Origin of the sequence: Rheinheimera sediminis (assembly GCF_004005375.1) — a bacterium.
Taxonomy (GTDB): Bacteria; Pseudomonadota; Gammaproteobacteria; order Enterobacterales; family Alteromonadaceae; genus Pararheinheimera.
Genome location: NZ_RZUF01000002.1, coordinates 188,027 through 211,190 on the forward strand (window position 1 = coordinate 188,027; position 23,164 = coordinate 211,190).

25 protein-coding genes are annotated in these 23,164 nt (G+C 45.0%); 21 read left to right on the forward strand and 4 right to left on the reverse strand.

What is annotated here, in order from left to right; genetic code table 11:
- The first annotated feature begins 137 nt into the window (after positions 1-137).
- From EMM73_RS01895 to EMM73_RS01935, 9 genes are all read left to right on the forward strand, one after another.
- Positions 138-1,205 (forward strand): pilus assembly protein PilM, encoded by a 1,068-nt coding sequence (locus tag EMM73_RS01895; RefSeq protein WP_127684773.1) that lies wholly within the window; start codon positions 138-140, stop codon positions 1,203-1,205.
- Positions 1,202-1,801: a PilN domain-containing protein gene (locus tag EMM73_RS01900; RefSeq protein WP_261373303.1), complete on the forward strand. Its 600-nt coding sequence runs from the start codon at positions 1,202-1,204 to the stop codon at positions 1,799-1,801. The genes EMM73_RS01895 and EMM73_RS01900 overlap by 4 nt, the downstream gene beginning before the upstream one ends.
- The gene (locus tag EMM73_RS01905; RefSeq protein ID WP_127684774.1) at positions 1,798-2,388 is read left to right on the forward strand and encodes a type IV pilus inner membrane component PilO; all 591 of its coding nucleotides are present in this window, start codon (positions 1,798-1,800) and stop codon (positions 2,386-2,388) included. The genes EMM73_RS01900 and EMM73_RS01905 overlap by 4 nt, the downstream gene beginning before the upstream one ends.
- 5 nt (positions 2,389-2,393) lie before the next feature.
- Entirely contained in the window at positions 2,394-2,939 is a 546-nt protein-coding gene (locus EMM73_RS01910) for a pilus assembly protein PilP (RefSeq protein WP_127684775.1), read from the forward strand.
- A gap of 78 nt (positions 2,940-3,017) precedes the next feature.
- On the forward strand, positions 3,018-4,661 hold the full coding sequence (locus tag EMM73_RS01915) for a type IV pilus secretin PilQ (protein WP_261373304.1): 1,644 nt from the start codon (positions 3,018-3,020) through the stop codon (positions 4,659-4,661).
- A 158-nt stretch (positions 4,662-4,819) separates the two neighbouring features.
- The gene (aroK, locus tag EMM73_RS01920) at positions 4,820-5,338 is read left to right on the forward strand and encodes a shikimate kinase AroK (protein ID WP_008900467.1); all 519 of its coding nucleotides are present in this window, start codon (positions 4,820-4,822) and stop codon (positions 5,336-5,338) included.
- A gap of 38 nt (positions 5,339-5,376) precedes the next feature.
- Positions 5,377-6,444: a 3-dehydroquinate synthase gene (aroB, locus tag EMM73_RS01925; RefSeq protein WP_127684777.1), complete on the forward strand. Its 1,068-nt coding sequence runs from the start codon at positions 5,377-5,379 to the stop codon at positions 6,442-6,444.
- Complete coding sequence (locus tag EMM73_RS01930; protein WP_127684778.1) at positions 6,441-8,210, forward strand: SPOR domain-containing protein; 1,770 nt, start codon at positions 6,441-6,443, stop codon at positions 8,208-8,210. The genes aroB and EMM73_RS01930 overlap by 4 nt, the downstream gene beginning before the upstream one ends.
- A 36-nt stretch (positions 8,211-8,246) precedes the next feature.
- On the forward strand, positions 8,247-9,146 hold the full coding sequence (locus tag EMM73_RS01935; RefSeq protein WP_127684779.1) for a Dam family site-specific DNA-(adenine-N6)-methyltransferase: 900 nt from the start codon (positions 8,247-8,249) through the stop codon (positions 9,144-9,146).
- On the opposite strand, the gene EMM73_RS20505 is transcribed toward EMM73_RS01935, so the two are convergent.
- The 3 genes from EMM73_RS20505 to EMM73_RS01950 all read right to left on the reverse strand — a co-directional run bounded on the left by EMM73_RS20505 (position 9,065) and on the right by EMM73_RS01950 (position 10,745).
- Complete coding sequence (locus EMM73_RS20505) at positions 9,065-9,259, reverse strand: DUF2970 domain-containing protein (protein WP_127684780.1); 195 nt, start codon at positions 9,257-9,259, stop codon at positions 9,065-9,067. The two genes, EMM73_RS01935 and EMM73_RS20505, sit on opposite strands and share 82 nt — an antisense overlap.
- Position 9,260: 1 nt before the next feature.
- Positions 9,261-9,527 carry a hypothetical protein gene (locus EMM73_RS01945; RefSeq protein WP_127684781.1) on the reverse strand — a complete coding sequence of 89 codons (267 nt, stop codon included), beginning with the start codon at positions 9,525-9,527 and terminating at the stop codon, positions 9,261-9,263.
- Between the two features lie 465 nt (positions 9,528-9,992).
- Positions 9,993-10,745: a TorF family putative porin gene (locus EMM73_RS01950; protein ID WP_127684782.1), complete on the reverse strand. Its 753-nt coding sequence runs from the start codon at positions 10,743-10,745 to the stop codon at positions 9,993-9,995.
- A gap of 240 nt (positions 10,746-10,985) precedes the next feature.
- On the opposite strand from EMM73_RS01950, the gene rpe reads away from it, so the two are divergent.
- From rpe to speD, 11 genes are all read left to right on the forward strand, one after another.
- Entirely contained in the window at positions 10,986-11,660 is a 675-nt protein-coding gene (gene rpe, locus EMM73_RS01955) for a ribulose-phosphate 3-epimerase (RefSeq protein WP_127684783.1), read from the forward strand.
- Positions 11,660-12,343: a phosphoglycolate phosphatase gene (locus tag EMM73_RS01960; protein ID WP_186435094.1), complete on the forward strand. Its 684-nt coding sequence runs from the start codon at positions 11,660-11,662 to the stop codon at positions 12,341-12,343. The genes rpe and EMM73_RS01960 overlap by 1 nt, the downstream gene beginning before the upstream one ends.
- Entirely contained in the window at positions 12,344-13,375 is a 1,032-nt protein-coding gene (gene trpS, locus EMM73_RS01965) for a tryptophan--tRNA ligase (RefSeq protein WP_127684785.1), read from the forward strand.
- A gap of 47 nt (positions 13,376-13,422) precedes the next feature.
- Complete coding sequence (locus EMM73_RS01970; protein WP_127684786.1) at positions 13,423-14,019, forward strand: anthranilate synthase component II; 597 nt, start codon at positions 13,423-13,425, stop codon at positions 14,017-14,019.
- A gap of 31 nt (positions 14,020-14,050) precedes the next feature.
- On the forward strand, positions 14,051-15,169 hold the full coding sequence (locus EMM73_RS01975; RefSeq protein ID WP_127684787.1) for an HDOD domain-containing protein: 1,119 nt from the start codon (positions 14,051-14,053) through the stop codon (positions 15,167-15,169).
- A 321-nt stretch (positions 15,170-15,490) separates the two neighbouring features.
- The gene (locus EMM73_RS01980; protein ID WP_127684788.1) at positions 15,491-16,708 is read left to right on the forward strand and encodes an aspartate aminotransferase family protein; all 1,218 of its coding nucleotides are present in this window, start codon (positions 15,491-15,493) and stop codon (positions 16,706-16,708) included.
- A gap of 99 nt (positions 16,709-16,807) precedes the next feature.
- Positions 16,808-17,824 (forward strand): arginine N-succinyltransferase, encoded by a 1,017-nt coding sequence (astA, locus tag EMM73_RS01985; RefSeq protein WP_127684789.1) that lies wholly within the window; start codon positions 16,808-16,810, stop codon positions 17,822-17,824.
- A gap of 19 nt (positions 17,825-17,843) precedes the next feature.
- Positions 17,844-19,316 carry a succinylglutamate-semialdehyde dehydrogenase gene (astD, locus tag EMM73_RS01990; protein WP_127684790.1) on the forward strand — a complete coding sequence of 491 codons (1,473 nt, stop codon included), beginning with the start codon at positions 17,844-17,846 and terminating at the stop codon, positions 19,314-19,316.
- 174 nt (positions 19,317-19,490) lie between these two features.
- On the forward strand, positions 19,491-19,841 hold the full coding sequence (locus EMM73_RS01995) for a DUF3802 family protein (protein ID WP_127684791.1): 351 nt from the start codon (positions 19,491-19,493) through the stop codon (positions 19,839-19,841).
- Positions 19,842-19,910: 69 nt separating this feature from the next.
- A complete protein-coding gene (locus EMM73_RS02000) occupies positions 19,911-20,339 on the forward strand; it encodes an OsmC family protein (RefSeq protein WP_127684792.1) in 429 nt (142 codons plus the stop codon).
- A gap of 62 nt (positions 20,340-20,401) precedes the next feature.
- Entirely contained in the window at positions 20,402-21,208 is an 807-nt protein-coding gene (gene speD / locus EMM73_RS02005; protein ID WP_127684793.1) for an adenosylmethionine decarboxylase, read from the forward strand.
- A 61-nt stretch (positions 21,209-21,269) separates the two neighbouring features.
- Here speD and EMM73_RS02010 read toward each other — a convergent pair whose 3' ends face one another.
- Positions 21,270-22,163, reverse strand: a complete 894-nt coding sequence (locus EMM73_RS02010; protein WP_127684794.1) for a phosphoribulokinase — start codon at positions 22,161-22,163, stop codon at positions 21,270-21,272.
- Between the two features lie 108 nt (positions 22,164-22,271).
- Between EMM73_RS02010 and EMM73_RS02015 the strand changes: the two genes are divergently transcribed.
- Complete coding sequence (locus EMM73_RS02015) at positions 22,272-23,141, forward strand: TolB-like translocation protein (RefSeq protein ID WP_127684795.1); 870 nt, start codon at positions 22,272-22,274, stop codon at positions 23,139-23,141.
- Positions 23,142-23,164: the final 23 nt, after the last annotated feature.

Genomic DNA, 23,164 nt, shown 5'->3' on the forward strand with positions numbered 1-23,164 from the left:
ATGTATATTTTGGACCTAGCGGGAGTGCTAGTCTGTTTTTTTTAAAAGCTGTTTGTCTACCCTACGCAATATTGTATGAAACGACTAAGCTTTTGATAGCAACACAACATAACTCATTGACCAGTGTGCAGGACGCCATGCTAAAGCAGCTGTTTCAAACAAAGAAAGCCTTGATGTTAGGGGTCGATATTGGTTCACATGCTGTGAAAGCTGTGTTGTTAAGCCAACACAACCTGCATTATAAAGTAGAAGCCTTTGCAATAGAACCTATGCTGAAGGGCAGCATGGTCGATAGTGAAATTCAGGATATTGAAGTTGTAGCTGATGCCTTACTGAATGTCAGAAAAAAGATAAGTAAATCAATAAAATATGCTGCAGCTGCCGTGTCCGGTTCGTCCGTGATTAGTAAAATTATTTTTATGGATGCCAGTTTAACAGAGGCTGAACTAGCACGACAGATTGAATTGGAGTCAGATAGTTTAATTCCATATCCGCTGAATGAAGTTAGCTTAGATTTTGAGCGGCTTAGCGTCAACGAAACTGACCCAAGCAAAGTCAATGTGCTTTTAAGTGTTGCTCGCACAGAGAGTGTTCAGGCAAGAGTGACTGCCTTAGAATCCGCAGGGTTTATTGCCAAAGTTGTCGATGTCGAAAGCTTTGCGTTGAGCAGAGCTGCTGCATTATGTCTTGATCAATTACCTGCCAATGCTGCGGACAAACTTATAGCTGTGCTTAATATAGGCGCTACTATCACCTTGCTCAGTATAATAAAAGGTGATCAACATCTCTATACGAGAGATATCGCTTTTGGTGGTGAATACTGTAGTCGCAGTATTATGAATTACTGTAATAAGACCTATGAAGAAGCTGAACGGGCAAAGATTTTTGCCGATTTGTCCTCAGATTGTCAGGTTGAAGTTTTGCTTCCTTTTCAGACCATGTTAGTACAACACATTCGCCGTGCTATTCAGATGTACCTGGCTACGAGCGGGCAGGAACAGGTGGATTATTTACTGATCTGTGGCGGCAGCAGCTTACTGCAGGGAATGGACAGATCGATCAGCCACAAGCTGGCTATTAAGACTGTGATCGCCAATCCGTTTCGTCATCTCGCGTTTGCTGAGACTGTAGACCATGAAGAACTGACTGCAAAAGCCCCTTGTCTGATGATAGCCACAGGCTTAGCACTGAGGAGCTTTGAATGATGGCATCAATAAACCTGCTGCCATGGCGTGAAGCAGCGCGCAAGCAAAAACAATTAAGTTATCTGACTCTGTTAGCGCAGGTGGTAGTGTTCGCTTTTGCAGTGATGTTTTTTGTCTACTGGCTTTATCAGGCTCGCGTCGAAGGCCAACTTAGCCGTAATGCGTTATTGGAAATAGAAATTCAGCGCCTGAGTCAACGCCTTATCCAGATCAGTCAGCTGGAAAAACAAAAAGCAGCTTTGCAGCAGCGTATTGCGCTGATCGAGCAGTTGCAGCACAGCAGAAATCTTGGGACTCAAATTCTGAACGAAGTTGCGAAGGCTGTTCCCCCTGGTGTGTATTTGGTGTCCTTAGAGAGAAAGCTGAATAGTTTACTTGTGACTGGGAAAAGCGAATCTAATAACAGATTGTCCAGCCTGCTGCGCATGATTGAACACTCACCTGCATTGACTCGGCCTGTGTTGGAGTTTATTCAGGTGAGTCAGGAAGGCAGCGGTCTGTTGAGTGATTTTAAAATGAGGATAGATCTAGTTGAACATGGGCCATTGCCACCTGACGCAGCAACTGGTGTCTCTAAGGGAGGAGTAAGCCAATGAACTTGAGTACTGGCTGGCCCGACTTGGATTTGTCGCAAATTAATATCAAAGATATGGGATCCTGGCCCAGAGCAGGGAAAATTGGGCTGGCTATGGCGGTAGCCTTCATTGTCGTGCTGTTAAGTTACTTTTTCTTGATAGAAACCCAAGTCAGCACACTGAATACTGCACAAAAAAAAGAGTCAGAGCTGCGCCTGGATTACCAGCAGCAGTTCGCAAAAGCAGTTGCTCTGGATATGTACCAGCGACAAATGCTGGACATGGAAATAGTATTCTCCACCCTATTAAAGCAATTACCCACTAGCCACGAAACTCCAAGTATGCTGGACGACATCACCTTTGCAGGTACTTCGGTGGGATTGAATTTTGTGCGTATTCATTGGATGTCAGAGATTGAACAGGAATTTTATACAGAATTGCCCATTCAGATCGAAGTGATTGGGGATTACCATCAGATCGGGAATTTTATCAGTGAAATAGCCAAATTACCCCGAGTTGTCAGTTTGCACGATTTTCAGATCCTCAGTCTGGACAATGGTAAACAGCGTTTCAGTGTTATCGCTAAAACTTACAGATACAAGGAGTAATTAAAATGAAAATGATGCATTTTTTCCTGTTGGTCTTCAGTTTTTATTTAACAGGCTGTTTTGATGACACTACAGATATTCAACACTTTATGATTGATGTGGAAGCAAGCTCTAAAGCACAGATTCAACCCTTGCCAGCCATCAGAGTTTTTGAACATCTGCCTTACAGCGGCTCTGATTTGCGTAATCCTTTTAGCCTTCCATCAGCAGATGCGCATAATCAGAGTGGGGAGCCTAAGTCAGTCTGTATCCAACCTGCTAGTCGAGGCGCAAAGCAGGCATTGGAAAAATTTGCTATCGATAACTTAACGATGCGTGGCACCTTGGGTCATGCTGACCAGTTATGGGCTTTGATTGAGGCTTCAGACCAGAGTGTACACAGGATCAGCGTTGATGACAGGCTGGGTTTATTTCAAGGCAAAGTAACAGCAGTAAAGCCGGACTATATTGAGATCACAGAATTCATCCCTGATGGCATGGGTTGTTCTGTGCAAAGAAACAGCAGGCTGCAGTTGGTGCACGCGTCTGCTGATATTGCCGAGGCTCACTGAGTGTGCTGAATGATGATACAGATTAATTCAAGTGACAAAATGCGCTGTTTTCATTGTGCCGTGGTTTTGTGCTGGCTTATGGCGACAGCTAATGCTTTGGCGCATCAATCGAATAAAGACTTTACCAATGAAATTGAGTCAATAGATTTTCGTCGTGGCGAACAAGGCGAAGCTAAAGTACTAGTGTTTCTGCAACAAAACTCCGCTGTGGTGGATGTCACTGAACAAAATGGCCAAGTGCAGCTGGACTTTCACGACACCAATATCCCTGATGAGTTGCTGTATCAATTGGATGTGCTGGATTTCGCTACTGTAGTCAAAGGTATTGAAACTTTTCGTGATGGGAATAAAGCCAGTTTAGTGATTGAAACCCTGGACACTTTTACTTTTACCTACCAGCAAATTGACCTGGTGTTCTATTTGGTTGTACGAAGGAAATCTGCAGAACAGACCAAATCAGTTGCTGTGGATCAGTATGTCGGTCGTGCTATTTCTTTAAATTTTCAGGATATTCCGGTTCGGACCGTGCTGCAGGTTATTGCTGACTATAATGACTTTAATCTGGTTACCAGCGACTCAGTGACAGGCAATATCACTTTACGTCTGGACGGTACGCCCTGGGATCAGGCGCTGGATACAGTGCTGAAAATCCGAGGGCTGGATAAACGTATGGACGGCAATATTCTGATGATAGCTCCGTCCGACGAGTTTGCGGCCCGCGAAGCGAAAGAGCTGCAAGCCCAGCAGCAGGTTGAACAGCTTGAAGCACTAAAGTCTGAGCTTCTGCCCATCAATTATGCCAAAGCCGCCGATATTGCTGCCTTGTTAAACAATAAAGAGGCTACTTTATTATCGGCCCGAGGCAATGTTGCAGTAGATGACAGGACCAACAGCTTATTGGTAAAAGACACTGCTCCTATCATTGAAAGTGTCAGACGTCTGTTAAAACGACTGGATGTTCCTGTTAAGCAAGTACTGATTGAATCCCGTATGGTGACTGTCAAAGATAATGTGCGTGATGAAATAGGTGTGCGCTGGGGTTTTAGTGAACAGCAAAATGACAGAGCCTGGTCAGGAAATGCGCCCGGTGCCAACGACCTGGCGGTGGGCACAGTACCTGCACTGAATGACAGATGGAATGTTAATTTACCTGTAGCAAATCCGGCGGGCAGTATTGCTCTTCATGTGACAAAACTTGCTGATGGTACTTTGCTTGATTTAGAACTTTCCGCCCTGGAGCAGGAAAACAAAGGCGAAATTATTGCCAGCCCCCGTATTACCACAGCGAATCAGAAAAAAGCCAGAATAGAGCAGGGTACCGAAATTCCCTATCTGGAAGCATCCAGTAGCGGTGCTACCACTGTGACCTTTAAAAAAGCTGTTTTAAGCCTGGAAGTCACGCCCCAAATTACACCTGACAATAAAATTATTCTGGATTTAGAAATTACTCAGGACACCCGGGGTGAAACTGTATCTACTGGTAATGGCCCGGCGCAGGCAATAGACACTCAGCGCATCCAGACCCAAGTTTTGGTGGATAATGGCTCTACAGTGGTCTTAGGTGGCATCTATCAGCAGCAGATGACTCAGACCATTTCAAAAGTCCCTGTGTTTGGCGACATTCCTTATCTGGGCTACTTATTTAAACGCCGGAATGACTTTAATGAAAAAACTGAATTACTGATTTTTGTCACGCCAAAAATCCTGACCGAAAGTTTGTAACAGGATTTAAAGCAAGGCCGGAGCGGACGCTGGCTACGGCAGAAAATTCGCTTGCCAAGCCAAGCCCATTACTGACATAATTCACCGCTTCAAATTTTCGTGGGAGCTTTCGGGTCCTGAAATTAACCTTCTAAGTTAGCGCAGCAGCATTACGAACTATGGCAGAAAAACGCAATATCTTCCTGGTAGGCCCAATGGGTGCAGGCAAAAGTACAATTGGCCGTCATTTAGCAGACATGCTTCATCTCGAATTCTACGACTCGGATCAGGAAATTGAGCGCCGTACCGGTGCAGATATAGCCTGGGTCTTTGATCTGGAAGGCGAGGAGGGGTTCCGTGTTCGTGAAGAAAACGTGATCTCGGACTTAACAGAGTTACAAGGCATAGTACTGGCGACTGGTGGTGGTTCAGTGCTAAGTAAAGAAACCCGCAACCGTTTATCCGCGCGTGGCATAGTGGTTTATCTAGAAACCCCTATAGAGAAACAAGTGGCTCGTACTCAACGTGATAAAAGACGTCCGTTGTTACAAACCGAAGAGGCGCCAAAAGAGGTGCTGGAACGTTTGGCGGCTGAGCGTAATCCTTTATATGAAGAGATTGCTGACTTTACCGTACGTACAGACGAACAAAGTGCCCGTTCAGTGGCGAATCAAATCGTTGAACAACTTGGTTTCTAGTTTGAGATAACTTTTCAGGTATATAAGGAGAGCTGTGTATGCAAAAAGTTGCAGTACAACTTGGAGAGCGCAGCTACCCTATCCTGATTAGCCCCCAGTTATTTAGTCAGTCTCTGACGGAATTTTTACCTCAAGCCCGTCAAGTGGTGATTGTATCTAATCCAGTGGTTGCAGGGCTTTATTTGCCTGCTGTCACTGCATTATTCCCTGATTCAGCAGTACACTCCTTTATTCTACCCGATGGCGAAGCCTACAAAACCCTGAGCTCTTTTGAGCAGGTGATGTCCTTTTTACTTGAGCATAAAATCAACCGTGATGTATTGCTGGTGGCATTAGGTGGTGGAGTCATTGGCGATCTGACAGGTTTCGTCGCAGCCTGCTACCAACGTGGAGTGCGTTTTATTCAGGTTCCTACCACTTTGTTGTCTCAGGTGGATTCTTCCGTCGGCGGTAAAACAGCGGTGAATCATCCGCTGGGAAAAAACATGATAGGTGCTTTTAAGCAGCCGGATCTGGTGTTGATTAACACCGCTGTTTTAAGTTCTTTACCTAAAGCTGAATTTGCTGCAGGTATGGCGGAAGTCATCAAGTATGCGCTGATCAGCGATTTGGTCTTTTTTCAATGGCTGGAAAAAAATCAACAGGCTATCCGTGCACTGCAACCTCAAGTTTTAGGCGAGATGATCCGTCATTGTTGCCAGATGAAAGCGGATATCGTCAGTCGCGATGAAACTGAGCAAGGCGAACGGGCTTTATTAAATTTAGGTCATACTTTTGGCCACGCGATTGAAGCCTTTATGGGCTACGGCCAATGGCTGCATGGCCAAGCTGTTTCTGTGGGTATGGTGATGGCGACAGAATTAGCCGTCAGCCGTGGTGATGTCACTGCAGCAGAGCTTGAACGTATAATCTGCTTATTGTCTGCTTTTGATTTGCCTGTGGCACCACCAGAGCATATGAGCATCGCAGATTTTATGCCTTATATGAAAACTGATAAAAAAGTACAGGCAGGTAAGATGCGCTTTATTGTTCCTACGTCCTTGGGGCAAAGCGCAATAGTCGATGATGTGACCGAACAAGAACTAATGGCTCTCTTTAGCATATGAGTAAACAAGCTCTGCAACAGCGTTTAACGCAACATTCTGGCCTCTTAGCCTCTCAACGACAGTTAGTGCAACGCTTGTTGCTGCAACTTGAGTTTAACCAACCCGATCGCCTGCAGCTTGTGGGCTCAAGTGGCTGCGGTAAATCGACGCTGATTTTGGCGTTGGCCGAAATATGCTCTGAGCAATTTAATTTAGCTTTACTACAGGCTGATGCCGGTCTGACCCCTGTTGATGTGCTAAAAGTATTGCAACAGCAATGGCTGGGGCTAGCAACTATGCCGCGGACTCTGACAGATTTTATTGCTCAGCTCGATAAAAAACAGCAATATCTTCTGTTAGTAGATGATGCCGATCTTTTGAATGAGACAAGTTGGCAGCTGGTGCAGCAATTGCCTGTCAGCGTTTTTGTCAGTTGCCTTAAAGCTAAAAATGATATTCGACTAGCGATCAATGTTCCTGCCTTTAGTGAGGCAGAAGCCTTAGAATTGTTAGCTCCCTATAATTTGTCAGGACGTGAGCTACGCGAGCGAATTGAAGATTGTGCTGGCGATTTGCATTTATTATTACATGGATTAGATGCAAACCAAGGCCGAAAAACAGTAGCGTTCTCTAAAGTAAAGACAGAATCAGCAGCTTCACCCCTGACATTTTCGGCGCGGGAAGAGAGCGCTGAACCTGCTTTTATTACCCATGCCAGAGAGACTGGTTTTAATTTAAATAGCGGGGATGATCCACTTGGCTTGAGAGCTATAGATACAACAGACGAACAGCCTACGTTTTCAATTCAGACCGAACAGCGCAGCGATTACCTTAGTCGGACTGTGGAAGAACCAAAACCTGCAAAACAAGCATCAGGCCAGTTTTTTTCTCCTTTTTTGATAATGAGTCTGGGGTTTGGTTTGATAGCTGCTGTAGTTATGTTCTGGTTATGGACAGAGCAGCAATTCAGGGAACCTGTTGCGGACGATATAGTGCCTTATTATCCAGCGGCAGACACCAGTGCTGCAGCACGCTTGCAAGTTGAGCGTCGTTTTGAGCCTACAGTAGAAATCAAAGCGGAAATGCCGGCGCAGTCTGCTGCTGTGGTCAATAATTCTGCGGCAACAAACAGCGCTCAAGCTGTTGTTGCTGAACGGGGGTTGCCACAAATGGCTATGGAAAAAACCACTGATGCCGCCAGCATGACAGTGCGTCAGGAAGTGGTTAAAGATGACAATGGTTTGCCTCAACAGCAAATAGTTTCTATGACTATTGAGTCTGAGCCTATGCGCGAACAACCTGTGATCCCCGCGCTACCTGCACCAGGTCAGGACGCTGCTGTTGTTGATGCACCAGAAGCCGCAATAGAAGCGTCTGTGCAACAAGCGCCTGCTGAAGCTGTACCTGAGCAAAATGACTTACTTGCAGAGATGGCTGCTGACGCCGAGCAATCCGGTCAGCAAACAACCCCGACAGCCTCAGCTCAAGGTGGTGCCTCTGTGCTGTTAGGTATGTTACCAGACACCGTGGCTATTCAACTGGGTGTATTTTCTCAGGAATCTGCTGCGAAGAAATTCTTACAGCAGTATTCAACATTAAATTTGCAGTTGTACCAGCGTCAACAGCAAGGTAAAACTCAGTTTGTTGTGGTGTCCGCATCTTATGTCAATGGTGCAGCTGCGCGGCAGCAAGTCAAATCTTTGCCTGAAGAGTTGCGGCAGCAAACTCCATTTGTGAAACCTTTAAGTGATATTCAGCGTGAGATCCGCTCAGCCAATGCAAACTAACATCATACAGCGGCAGAGTAGACAGGTGATTTGCTTATGCTGAAGAAGTCCAGAGCTTTTCTTAAATGGGCTGGCGGTAAATACAATTTAGTTGATGCCATTTCTTTGCAACTGCCAAAAGCGCCTTTATTGGTCGAGCCTTTTGTCGGAGCTGGTTCAGTGTTTTTAAACACGGATTATCCGGAATATTTGCTGAATGATATCAATGTTGACCTGATCCATCTGTACCAGCTGTTGCAAACTCAGCCTGCGAAGTTTGTTGCAGATGCCAGAGGGTTGTTTGTTCAAAGCAGCAACGAAAAAAGCAGCTATTTGTCTTTTCGGGAAGAATTTAATCAAAGTACCGACAGCTATCAGCGTTCGTTATTGTTTTTGTATTTAAATCGTCATGGTTACAACGGTTTATGCCGTTACAATAGCAGCGGTAAATTTAATGTGCCTTTTGGCAGCTACAAAAAGCCCTATTTTCCAGAGGCTGAATTGTGGTTTTTTGCTGAAAAAGCGCAAAAGGCTAAGTTTGTTTGCATGGGTTACAACGAGCTGATGCAGCAAATCAATTCACCGGCAGTGGTGTATTGCGATCCACCTTATGTTCCACTGAGTCGTACAGCCAGTTTTACCTCCTATGCCAAGAACAGTTTTGATCTGGATGACCAGGCCGAGCTGGCAAACCTGGCTGAAAATTGCCAGAGCCGTGGCGTTAGTGTAGTGATCAGTAATCACGACACCACGTTAACTCGCAAACTGTATGAAAAAGCTGAACTGACTTCTATTCAGGTAGGACGTTCTATCAGTCAGAAAGGTGAATCCCGGGGTAAGGTAGCAGAGTTGTTTGCGTTATATGCAACTAAGGCTCAGGCTGGAAGCACCCAACTGACTAGTAACAGCAGTATTCCAATGAAAATGACTACCGCAAAAACCCCGGCCATCAAATAAGGCCAAATACTCGTTGTTTCAAAGTCCTGTTGACGTTGTTGTTCCGATTGTACTCCAACAAAGGCACCGAAAACAGCTTTGAAAACCTGCTTAAGACCCGGAGATTTTGCCATTTTAGCCCCTGTGGTTAAAACGGTTAAGCAATTCGAGTAAATCAACAAAGTGGAATTGTGTAGAGCGGCTATTACCTTGCAACCAGCTAAACCAGCTCTGCTGAGAAGGCTTGCAGAGTGCGGAAAAAGCTAAGGCTTTTGTTTGCTCTGTCGGCACTGCAGGTTGACATAATTCAGCACCAGTGTCTTTGTGTTGATGAATAACCACTGCGAGACACAAGCTAATAGCCAAAGCTGACCCAAGTCTGCGATCTGTGCGCTGCCTCATACGAACCTCAACTGGTTGAATTATGTGCTGGATAATACTCAAGTTGACTGCAGGTTACAAGTTTTTAACCTGTGCTGCCAGTGACAAAAGTCACTTTAAGCTGATTTTTTATTGAGCAAACTGCAATGAAAGAACAGGGCAGAGTAAATAACCTGAACTCGGGATAAGCCATGCCACTGAATAGACATCTTTTCGCGCCTCTCTGCGTTGCTCCGTCTAGCCATAGCTTGCTATGGCGTACAACAAAGCGCCTTGAGATCCACAAAAATCTGTGCATTCAGTCAGCAAAGACTTTGTTTGCTTAACGTAATTATTTAACTTCGTTGATTTAATTCATTACATCGAAAAAAGTCGACACTCATTATCCCGCGTTCAGGTTAAATAGGGGGCATTAGGGGGGAAGGAGGGCGGTGTCAGAAGCAGCAAAGAGGAGCAAACAAGAGTGTTTTGCTCCTCCTACGAAAATTAGAAAGATTTGCTTAAAGTTAAAACACCACGGCCATCACATAAATCGCAATCTGCTGAACCTTCGATGTTCGTATCAGCATATTTTACAGATACACCAGCGCCCCAAACTTCCGTACTGAAGCCTATGCTCCAGTCGATGTAAGCATCTTTGCTAACTGGACCAGCAGCTAAAAAGGTTTCAAACTCCTCGGAGTCTTCAAAGACGTTGTAACCAAAATGCAGGTCAACGGCAAAATTTTCGACCATTTGATATTTATAATCAGCAGATAAGTAGTAGTAGTCGTTTACATCTGTGCCAAAGTAGTCTGGCGAGTAGGCAACACCTAAAGTCCAGCTGTCATAGAAAAACTTCGCATAGCCCTCGTAGAAATCAAATTGGTCTACCTCGTTGTCACCTTTAGGATAACGGTATTGCATGACGCCTACATCGACATTCCAGCTTTCGTTTAAAGCGCCGGCCCAACCGCCCAGAATATCCAGCTCCATGCTACCTTCACCAAACTTGATGTTAGAACCCCAGGTAGACAGATAAAAGCCAGATTCTCCACTTAACGTAAAACCACCCTGAATCGCAGGGCCTTTATCCGTTTGCGATATGCCGCGGAATAAATAATCTGAAGTAAAGGCTACATTGCCTGAAAGGCTAGCGGCGTTTACACCGAAACTGCTGCCCGCGATGAGCAAAGCAACAAGGCTAAGGCGAAGTGTTTTACTTGTTGCTTTTGATCCCAGTATTACTTTTTTTGTCATTTTATTTGCCCTTATCTATTAGTTCCCATCAATACTGTCCATTTTTTATGCCATTGCGTTATCTTCATATAAATCATATAGATATAAGTTTTGTTTTGACGTTTTCAGTAAAATATGTGCAAAAATGGTGCGTCGCTGCCTGATTTTCGTGCAGAAAGCCCGAGTAACAAAGATGATTTTTTTTCTGCTATTCAGTAAAGTCTGGGCCTTGTTAAGTAACAACAGCTTTTTGGAGAGAAGATGCGCCAACAGAATTGGATTGCTCCGTCAATTCTATCTGCAGATTTTGCCCGTTTGGGGGAGGATGTCGCCCGTGTATTAAAAGCTGGAGCTGATATTATCCATTTTGATGTAATGGACAATCACTATGTGCCTAATCTAACCTTTGGTCCTATGGTATGCAGCGCTTTGCGCAACTACGGCATTACAGCTCCTGTGGATGTGCACCTTATGGTTGAAGATGTGGATAGCCTGGTACCAGCTTTTGCACAGGCCGGGGCTTCTATCATTAGCTTTCATCCGGAAGCCTCCAAACATGTTGATCGAACCTTGCAATTAATCCGTCAACAGGGTTGTAAAGCTGGTTTAGTGTTTAATCCGGCAACTCCGTTAAGCTACCTCGATTATGTGCTTGATAAGGTCGACTTAGTCTTACTGATGTCAGTCAATCCTGGTTTTGGTGGCCAGTCTTTTATTCCTGCAACCTTAAACAAGTTGCAACAAGCCCGCCAAATCATTGATCAAAGTGGATTACCCATCCGGCTTGAGGTTGATGGTGGCGTCAAAATAGAAAACATTCGCGAAATAGCCGAAGCTGGTGCTGATACCTTTGTTGCTGGTTCCGCTATTTTCAGTCAGGCTGACTACCATGCCGTGATTACACAAATGCGCTCTGAGTTGGCCGGAGTGCAATAGTGAAATTTTTTCGTGTTATTGCTTTTGATTTGGATGGAACTTTGGTTGATAGCGCGCCAGATATCTTACCCGCTTTAAATCAGATGATGGTAGCTTTAGGAAAAGCACAGGTCAACTTAGTTCAGGTTCAACACTGGCTGGGTAATGGCATGGCCAAACTAGTTCAAAGAGCCTTGACTGGTCAGCTGGAACCTGATTGCTGCGATGTCGCTGAATTTCATCAGGCACAAGAGTTATTTATTCGATTTTACCGGCAGACTAATGGCTCGCAAACCCGCCTATTCGACCACGTTCCCGACGTATTGGCACAATTAAGTGGACTTTATACGCTAGCGCTAGTCACCAACAAACCCAGGCAGTTTACCGAACCTTTGCTGCGGCATTTAGGTATTGAACAGTTTTTCCAAGCGGTTTGGTGTGCTGATGATCTCGGCAAAGCTAAGCCGGACCCGCAAATGCTGTTAGCCTTATCCGCGCAACAACAGGTGCCGATAGCCGATATTTTGTTGGTTGGAGATTCCGAAAACGATATATTTGCTGCCCGTGCGGCTGGTATGCCTGTCATTGCGCTGAGCTACGGGTATAATCATGGCCAATCCATTGCACAAAGTCAGCCGGATCTCGTGTTGGAGTCTTTCTCCTCATTACCAGATTCCATTTGTTGTTTAGAACAGGAAAGATAGATGTCAGAGTCAAAAGTGAGTCAGCCTCAAGCCAAACCTATTGTTTTAAGTGGTGCTCAGCCTTCAGGTCAGCTTACCATTGGAAATTATCTTGGTGCTTTGCGTCAGTGGGACAGGATGCAGGACAACAACGATTGTTTGTACTGCATTGTTGATTTACATGCCATCACAGTCCGTCAGGACCCGGTGGCTTTGCGTAGTGCTTCACTTGATAGTCTGGCGCTGTATTTAGCCTGCGGCATAGATCCGGACCGTTCCAGTGTATTCATGCAATCTCATGTGCCGGAACATAGTCAATTGAACTGGATTTTGAACTGCTATACCCAATTTGGTGAACTAAGTCGTATGACGCAGTTTAAAGATAAATCTGAGCGTCACAGCCATAATGTCAACGCAGGTTTGTTTACTTATCCAGTGCTAATGGCTGCCGATATTCTGGTTTATAATGCACACCAGGTACCTGTAGGTCATGATCAGAAACAACATCTTGAGTTAGCCCGCGATATTGCCAGCCGCTTTAATGCTTTGCACAGTGACGTCTTTACCATTCCTGAACCTTATATTCCCGGTGTAGCAGCCAGGGTGATGAGCTTGCAAGAGCCGACGAAAAAAATGTCCAAATCGGATGAAAATCCGTGGAATTTTGTTGGTTTGCTGGAAGACCCAAAAATGATCAGCAAAAAATTCAAGAAAGCCATGACAGACTCTGAAGATCCACCTCGTGTGGCCTATGACCAGGAAAATAAAGCAGGTGTCGCCAACCTGTTAAGTATCTTAAGTGGCGTCACTGGTAAGTCGATTGAACATCTGGTTGCTGAATACGAAGGTAAAATGTATGGCCACTTGAAGGGCGATGTGGCTGATGCGGTCATTGCTTTATTAGAGCCTGTACAAGCAAAGTTCCATGAAATTCGCCAAGATCAGGCACTGATGGATCAGGTATTAAAACAAGGTGCAGCACAAGCAAGAGCGCGCGCAGCTGTGACACTTGAAAAAGTGTATCAAGCTGTAGGTTTTGTTTTACCTACCTAAGTGAGCTGTGCTTCTGTTGAACATCGTATTTTAAATACCGGATTGTTATGATTTTGTTGATAGATAATTACGATTCTTTTACCTATAATTTAGTTCAGTATTTCGCTGAATTAGGCGAGCAGGTACTGGTAAGGCGTAACGATGAAATCAGCCTGACCCAAATAGCGGCAATACGGCCTTCCAGCCTGGTAATTTCACCTGGCCCCTGCAGTCCGGATCAAGCTGGAATTTCTTTGGCCGCTATTCAGCATTTTGCCGGACAAATCCCTATTTTAGGGGTGTGTTTAGGCCATCAGGCTATAGCTCAAGCTTTTGGGGCCCGAGTGGTGCGCGCCTCTACTGTTATGCACGGCAAAAACTCGTTGATAAAGCATAAAGGGCAGGGCTTGTTTAAGGGGCTGAATAATCCATTAAACGTAACTCGATACCACTCATTGGTTGTAGAACGTCACTCTGTGCCTGATGACTTTAGTATTGAAGCCTGGACTGAAACAGAGCAGCCGGAAATTATGGCTTTGTCGCACAAAAAGTTAGCTGTGCATGGGGTCCAATTTCATCCCGAGGCCATACTAACTGAACAGGGACATCAGTTATTACAGAACTTTCTGACATTGTGCAAAGGCCTGAACAATAGTGATAAATAAGGTGTGTAAACACACAAAGTAAAGGGTAGTTATGTCCGCGTCTTCGTTCTCCTCTTTGGAGCAGATCTTTATTGATAATCTGATAGGGGTTGACCCTAATCAGCACCGTTTACGTTATCTAAAAAAACAGCAAACAACCAACGAACAGCGCCCCATGTTAGAGGTTGAACGCAAAGCCTTGGAAGCACGCCAGTCAGGTGAAAACGCCAAAAAAGTATTCCTCGATTTTACCCAGGCTCACTTACATGACGAAGTGGCGCAGGAATTGATGCAACGTCTGAGCAGTATCGAAGTGGTTAGCAGTTCTTTATTTGATTTAGGGCCAAATTTCCCTGCGTTACTTGATGCTTTAAGTGCCAAAGCAGTCACCTTAAACCAACTCGACCCGCTGATCAGTAAAGTGGACTGGCTGAAAGATGATGTATTGCGTTTAGTCAATCAGCCCAGATATCGCAATAAAACCAGTTCAGGTAATTTAGTCAAAGACATTAAAACTGCATTAAGGTTTCTTGGCATCGAAGCTTTGCAAGCCTTGGTTCCTGTGTATGCTTTTCGTCATTGCATCCCACATTCCACCGATCCTTTTGCTCAATTTAAAGTGAAAATATGGGAGTACTCTTTAGCTACAGCTCTAGCTGCCCGAGAGATTGCGAATACACAAGGGGTTAACGGTTTTGTCGCTTTTTGCGCAGCTATGTTCCAAACCATGGGGCACATGGTGGTGATCAGAAATTATTTACGCAGCTACGCTCAGGTGAAACGCACTGAGTTGTTACGAGCGCGGGATGCACGTGATACGGAGCTTACAGATGCATTGGAAGCTTTGGATGCTGATGCAAGTTTTTTATCCAGTAGTATTGAAGAGTTTGCCGCTATTATCAGTGCCGATTTAATAGCGCGTTGGCAGTTGAAGCGCATCCCTTTGGCAGCTGTATTGGATCAGATCGCCGATGACACTCCACTGAGTAGTTGTAATGATTTGACCCGTGTTGTCAAACAAGCCAATACCTATGTGCAAGTGAAGTTTCTGGTCAATGAGCAGCGATTGGATATCGAAGAGGCCAATAAAGCGTTAAACGATGCTGGTGTTCATCACGAAATGCGCAAAATGTTGTCGCTACTGGACCTTAAGAAGCTGTCTTTTGAATAAATTCAAAAAAAATAGTCAATAAACATGCAGTTTTTTTCGACACATCTTCGTAAAGGTCAAAAAGCAAAGCAGATCAACAGGGCTATTCGCTCCTATGTGTTTTTCTGCTCTGTTTCCTGAGGAAAGCACATAGCTAGTTATTCACATCCTATGCAAAACTATCTGGAAGCCTTATTTATCAAGGCTTTTAGCGGTTTTGAGCGCAAGACTTTTCATTTTTTATCTGTAATAATGCGCTGAAGCATCTTTTTTAGTGTGCTGTTGTTCACTGAAAATGTGACCAGAGTAAACAGCACAGAGTTATTGCAGCAGAGGTAAAAAATGGCAGAACATATTCAGGTCACCCGTGCGCTATTTAATGAAGTCATGGTTCCAAACTATGCACCGGCTCCTATTATTCCAGTTCGTGGTCTTGGCTCTCGAGTTTGGGATCAGGCGGGTCGTGAATACGTTGATTTTGCCGGTGGTATAGCGGTCAATGCTTTAGGTCATTGTCATCCGGCATTGGTGACAGCTTTAAAAGAGCAAGCTGACAAGTTGTGGCATTTGAGTAATGTGATGACCAATGAACCCGCACTTCGGTTGGCACAAAAGTTAGTCGATAGCACTTTTGCCGATAAAGTATATTTTGCGAATTCAGGAGCGGAAGCCAACGAAGCCGCTTTAAAGCTGGCGCGCCGCTGGGCTCTGGATAAGTTTGGCGAGCAAAAACAGCAAATTATCTCTTTTAGCAAAAGCTTTCATGGTCGTACTTTTTTTACGGTCACAGTCGGTGGTCAGGCCGCTTACTCTGACGGTTTTGGTCCAAAACCAGGCGCCATCGATCACGCTGAATACAACAATATAGAAAGTTTAAAAGCACTGATGTCAGAACAGACCTGTGCTGTAATTTTAGAACCACTACAAGGCGAGGGAGGCATTATTCCGGGTGATCTTGCATTCTTGCAAGGTGTGCGTGATTTATGCGATCAATTCAACGCCTTAATGATTTATGACGAAGTGCAATCAGGTGTTGGGCGGACAGGTAAATTGTATGCCTATATGCACAGCAATGTAGTGCCTGATATTTTAACTACGGCAAAGTCTTTAGGTGGTGGCTTCCCTGTGGGCGCTATGTTGACCACTACAGCTATTGCCAGTCATTTAAAAGTAGGTACTCATGGCAGTACATACGGCGGCAATCCATTGGCTTGTGCTGTTGCTGAAGCTGCTTTAGATACTATCAATCAGCCTGAGGTTCTGAATGGTGTGATAGAGCGCGAACAATTGTTCCGTCGGGAGCTTGCTGCTATCAATGAAAAACACAATGTGTTCAGCACTGTTCGTGGTCAGGGGATGTTGTTAGGTGCCGTATTAAATGACGAATTTAAAGGGCGTTCCCGCGACTTTTTCCTGGCAGCTGCTGATCAAGGGTTATTTGCTTTAGTAGCTGGCCCGGACGTTATTCGTTTTGCCCCTTCCTTAGTGATCCCTGAAGCAGACATTATCGAAGGCATGAAACGTTTTGAACAAGCGGTAGCTCAGGTGAAGCAGGGCTGAATTTAGCATTCTGGCGCTGTTCGACTACCCCATAATAAAGCAAAAAATGAAGCGCCTTTTCAAAGGCGCTCTGAAGCAAAATAACAGGAGTAAGCGACTATGATGGTCATTCGCCCAATCCGAGCCGAAGATTATGCTGAACTGTACGATATCGCTGTCGAATCAGGTCATGGCTTTACTTCGTTGCCCGTCAATGATGAGTTGTTACAACGTAAGATCAGTCGATCTGAAGCCTCCTTTGCCAAACAAGTGGAGAAGCCCGGCGATGAAGGTTATCTGTTTGTGCTGGAAGACCCGCAAACAGGAGCTGTCCTTGGCACCAGTGCTATTGAGGCGGCCGTGGGGCTGGAGGATGCGTTTTATCATTATCATCTAGGCAAAGTGGTGCACACCTCTCGTGCTTTAGGTGTGTACAACCCTGTAGACATCCTGACTTTGTGCAATGACTACACCGGAGTATCAGAGCTTTGCACACTATTCTTACGTGAATCCAGCCGCAAACAAAATAATGGTCGTCTGTTATCTAAATTCCGCTTTTTGTTCATTGCTGAATTCCGTCAACGATTTGCTGACAGGGTGATTGCGGAAATGCGTGGTGTGTCTGATGAAGACGGTCATTCGCCATTCTGGAAGTGGTTGCAGGACAGCTTCTTTTCGGTTGATTTTCCTACAGCTGACTACCTGACAGGGATAGGCCAGAAGGTGTTTATTGCTGAGCTAATGCCCAAATACCCTATTTACGTCAGTTTATTGAGCAAAGACGCTCAGGCTGTGATTGGCAAAGTACATGAAAAAACCCGTCCTGCTCTGGCTTTATTGCAATCCGAAGGTTTTTCTAACACGGGTTACGTTGATATTTTTGATGCAGGCCCTACGGTCGAAGCCAAAGTAGAGCATATCCGCACTGTTCGTGGCAGTCGCAGATTGCAAGTACAAATTGGAGCTGTGACTGGTGGCCAGCCTTACATGGTATCGAATACGAAGTTGGAAGATTTCAGGGCGACTTGGCTCTATCTGCTTCCTGATGAGAACAGTGACGTAGTGATAATACCTCAAGACTGTGCAGATTTATTACAGCTCAATAGTGGCGACTGGGTGCGGATAGCGCGGATTTAAGCTCGAAGGGATGGACTTCATGAAAGAACTAGCAGTGCAATTTATTAATGGGCAGTGGCAACAAGGCGCTGGCCCGTTGTTTTCTTCATTAAACCCAGCTAAACAGCAACTGATTTGGCAAGGTCAGAGTGCTGATGCGGAGCAGGTGAGCAGCGCCATCGCAGCGGCCAGGGCAGCTTTTGAGTACTGGAGTGAGTTAAGTTTTGATGCCCGTTTACAGATAGCCCGATCTTTTGCACTGCAACTGACAGAACATAAAGAACAATTGGCTTGGTGTATCGCCGAGGAAACAGGCAAACCATTGTGGGAAACCCGTACTGAAGTAGCAGCTATGATTGGTAAAATCGATATATCTGCCCGCGCCTACCAGGAAAGAACTGGGGTGAAAGAAAATCCGATGCCCCTGGGGAAAGCCTGGATCAGGCACAAGCCTCATGGCGTAGTTGCAGTTTTTGGTCCTTACAATTTCCCAGGCCATTTACCTAATGGTCACATAGTGCCAGCTTTATTGGCGGGTAACACAGTGGTATTTAAACCCAGCGAGCTGACACCAAAAGTGGCAGAGCTGACAGTGCAGTTATGGCAAAAAGCTGGTTTGCCAGCAGGTGTGCTGAATCTACTGCAAGGTGAAATTGATACAGGTAAAGCTATTGCCAGTCATCCTGGCATTGATGGTTTATTTTTTACCGGTAGCTCTGGTACTGGCCATTATTTACATCAACAATTTGCTGGTCAGCCGCATAAAATTCTGGCGTTGGAAATGGGCGGTAATAACCCTCTGATAGTGCAGAACGTAAAGGACATAGACGCAGCTGTCCATGACATTATCCAGTCAGCTTTTATTTCTGCCGGTCAGCGTTGTACTTGTGCGCGTCGATTATATTTGCCTGTGGGGGCAGAAGGCGATGCGATACTGGCTCGTTTACTTGAGGTGACGAAAGCGCTAAAAGTGGGGCTGTACGATGATGCTGAACAGCCTTTTATGGGCACATTAATTTCCGAAAAAGCCGCTTTAGGCATGCTAAAAGCGCAGCAGGATTTAATAGAACGGGGTGCACAAGTGCTGTTGGCTATGCAGCAGCAAGAGCAAAGCCCTGCTATGTTGAGCCCTGGTATTCTTGATTGCAGTGCTATTCGAGTTATGCCGGACGAAGAACATTTTGGTCCCTTGTTAAAAGTGTTCCGTTTTGCTGATTTTGGCGATGCGATTCAAGCGGCCAATGAAACCAGTTTTGGTTTATCGGCAGGCTTATTGTCAGATGATGAAGACTTGTATCAGCTGTTTTTCCGAAAAATCCGAGCAGGTATAGTCAACTGGAACAGACCTATTACCGGCGCAAGCTCTGCCGCTCCTTTTGGTGGCATTGGTGGCAGCGGCAATCATAGGGCCAGCGCCTATTATGCTGCTGACTATTGCGCTTATCCTGTTGCTTCAGTGGAGCTTGAACAGTTGCAGTTACCAGAACAGTTGTCACCGGGTTTAAGCTTTTGAGCCTGACAAAGTCGTTTTTTAAGTTTTATTTTAGTCGGGGCTATGCCCCGATTTGTTTTATCGAATAAAATTTGCTTAAATGACACTCACTTATCGGCAATTTATCTGGGCTTTTGTTCCAGACGCAGATAAAGTCCATTATCCAGAGTTGCGCACTATAGGTGTTTCTTTTGTATGGTCACTGATAAACCCGGCTACGAACATTTGATCCAGTTTTTGACGGAACATCTGTCGCTATTTGAACAACGAGGACCGGTAGTCGCCGGCGCTAAAACGTTGGGCGAAGTGCTTGAAGAGTCTATTTCTGAGCAAATCATTCAGTTGTGTACTCAGCATACAGAACTTGAAATGAATCATCGCAGCATGATAGTGCGCGAAGTGGATGGCATCTTATACGACTTTCAGGAAGTCTTAGCTTCTGTGCTGGAAGAGCCCGCGACGGAACAACAAACAGAGCTCATTCAAGAGATATCGTTATTGATCAAAAATCTGTTTGATAATGCTATTGCCGATTTGATGGATTAATCTTAACTAGCCTCGTTTGTCTGTTTTCCGTAAAATAACTTCATATTAATACGGACTTCAGGATCTTCTATGCAAGCCAGCGTAAAATGGGTCGGTGATCAGACCTTTATCGGCCGCTCTGATAGCGGTCACAATGTTGTATTTGATGCCCACAAAGAGGGCGGTGCTGCGCCTAGTCCGATGGAAATGGTGTTGATGGCTGCTGGAGCTTGCTCTTCGGTGGATGTGGTCAGCATCTTGCAAAAAGCCAGACAACAAGTCACTGATTGTGAAGTGATTTTAACGGGCGAACGTGTGGAAACTATCCCTCGGGTATTCAGTAAAATTCATCTTCATTTTGTAGTCACGGGTTTTAATGTCAGTGAAAAGCATGTAGAAAAAGCAGTTAATCTGTCGGCTGATAAATATTGCTCCGTTTCTATTATGTTGTCGCAAAGTGTTGAAGTAACTCATTCTTTTAGTGTGAAACAATCTGAAATACAGCCAACTGCTGAATAAAGATTGATGAGTGCTGTTGTTCTATACTGAACTACAGTGCTGATTATTGAGGTAAAGAAAACGTGGTTAAACCTTTTGAAAAACTAAGACTGCATGGTTTTAATAACCTGACCAAAAGCCTGAGCTTCAGCATTTACGATATTTGTTATGCTCAAACTGAACAGCATCGTCAGGAGTATATTTCTTATATCGATGAGCAATACAATGCAGACCGTCTGACTGACATCCTCAGTGAAGTGGTGGATATAATCGGTGCTAACATCCTAAATATTGCCCGGCAGGATTATGATCCACAAGGTGCCAGCGTGACTATTTTGGTCTGTGAGGAGCCTATCGAAGGTTCACCAGACAATTCAGAAAATCCGGGGCCTTTGCCTGACTCTGTGGTAGCTCACCTTGATAAAAGCCATATTTGTGTGCATACCTATCCTGAAGTGCATCCGCAAGATGGCATTTGTACCTTCCGTGCTGATATTGAAGTCTCAACTTGTGGTTTAATTTCGCCACTGAAGGCGCTTAACTTCCTGATCCACAGTTTTGAGTCGGACATAGTGACCATAGATTACCGGGTCCGTGGTTTTACCCGTGATGTGAAAGGGGTCAAACACTACATAGACCATCCTATTCATTCAATTCAGAACTTTATGGACGAGCAGACTAAAAATGCCTTCCAGATGGTGGATGTGAATGTGTATCAGGAAAACCTGTTCCACACCAAAATGATGCTTAAAGAATATGATTTAAATAACTATTTGTTTGGTACTGGTGTTGGCGAGCTGGATGATGCACAACGCAAAGCCATTAATAAAAAAGTAAAACGCGAAATGCGGGAAATATTTTACGGTCGCAATTTACCGGAAATGGAATAACTGCGGGGTCAGGCCTTGAATGTTGAATCAAATTCAACATTCAAGGCCTGACCCCAGTAGTTCACTCAAGCCAGTTAATCTGCCCCCTGGCCTGACGACGCTTAATAATCAGCTGCTCTACCAAAGGCGTTAAAATCAACTCCATAGCTAAGTTCATCTTTCCGCCAGGCACTACAAGTGTGTTGACTCGGGACATAAAAGCGCCGTTGATCATTTGCAGGTAGTAGGGGAAATCGACATGCTTAATACCGCGAAAACGGATCACGACAAAGCTCTCATCTAAAGACGGAATATCTTTAGCGCTGAAGGGGTTAGATGTATCGACTGTAGGCACCCTCTGAAAATTGATATGAGTGCGGGAAAACTGTGGTGTGATCTGATTCACATAGTCATCCATACTGCGCACTATGCTCGACATCACGGCCTCGCGGCTATGCCCCCGTTCTGAAGTATCACGGATAATTTTCTGGATCCACTCTAAGTTGACAATAGGCACCATGCCGATCAATAAATCTACATGCTGGGCCACATTGTTTTGTTCAGTCACCACACCTCCATGCAGGCCTTCATAAAACAACAAGTCAGTGTTGGGTCTTAGATCCTGCCAGGGGGTAAAAGTACCAGGCAGTTGGTTGTAAGGCACAGCTTCATCAAAGGTATGTAAATACTGCCGTACTTTACCTGTGCCTGTTTCAGCATAACTGGAGAAAAGCGACTCTAAAGCGGCAAAGTCATTCGCTTCGGCGCCAAAATAGCTGATATGTTTGCCTTGCTCTTTGGCTTTACGTATTTCCAGATCCATTTCTGGCCTGCTGTATTTGTGAAAACAATCCCCTGCAACAAAACCGGCATCAATACCAAGGCTGCGGAATATATGAGAAAAGGCGCTCATAGTTGTGGTGGTGCCAGCACCTGAGGAGCCTGTGACCGCAATAATAGGGTTTTTGTGAGACATAAAAAGCCAGGTTGTGTTGATTGTCAGCCGACTACCATAAAGGATAAAGTAAGGTTACTGCAAGCACAGTCATGAAGCTGCTGCTGATAAACAAAGAAGGACCATCAAGTGCGATCATTTTCTCTTGCTTTGGCTGTGATGACGTTGCCAGTGGCAGCTGCCTTGCCACAGTACAATTTATATCTAACTGACTTGTCAGAAGATTTATCTGTCTCTAACAGAGTTAAAATTAACGAAACTCCAACTTATATCAACCAGCCAGCTTTTAGTGGTGATGGGGAGCGCCTGTTTTTCACGCTGGAGCAGGGCAAAGATGCAGCGGTTCAAACCGATATTGGGCGTTATCATATCGCGGATAAAAAACAAGATGAGCTGACGAAAACAGCATTAAGTGAATATTCACCGACTTTATTACCTGATGGTTCAGGTGTTTCTGTTGTCGTGGTAGAAGCGGATCAAACGCAACGATTATGGAAAGTGGACTGGCAAGGTAACAGCAGCTTACTGAAGACAGATCCCAAAGGTGTTGGCTATCATGCCTGGGGGCCACATCAGGATTTATTGTTGTTTATTTTGGGTGATAAAGAAGATAACCACACAGTGCGCTATCTGGATAAAAACGGAAAGCTGACGACTCTGGCGACAGGTGTAGGACGGGCTTTAAGCTGGCAGCCTGGTACTCAAAAAGGGTTTTATGCTCAGGCTAAAAAAAGCGAGCTGTATTTAAGTTCGTACGATGTAAAGACTAGCATGACTACCCTTACTGAATTCGCGCTTCCAACAGGTGGACAGGATTTAGTCTGGTGGTCTGAAGACAAGTTGCTGGTGTCTGCTGGTACAAAAATTTATCAGTGGCAGCTTCAGGGCAAACAAGAATGGAAGCTGTGGCTGGACTTATCTACAGAATGTGACACCGAAATCAGCCGTTTTGCGCTGAATAAAAAACGTAGTCAACTGGCTTTTGTTTGTAAGGCATAGAAGAAGGTCAGAGCTAACAGCTC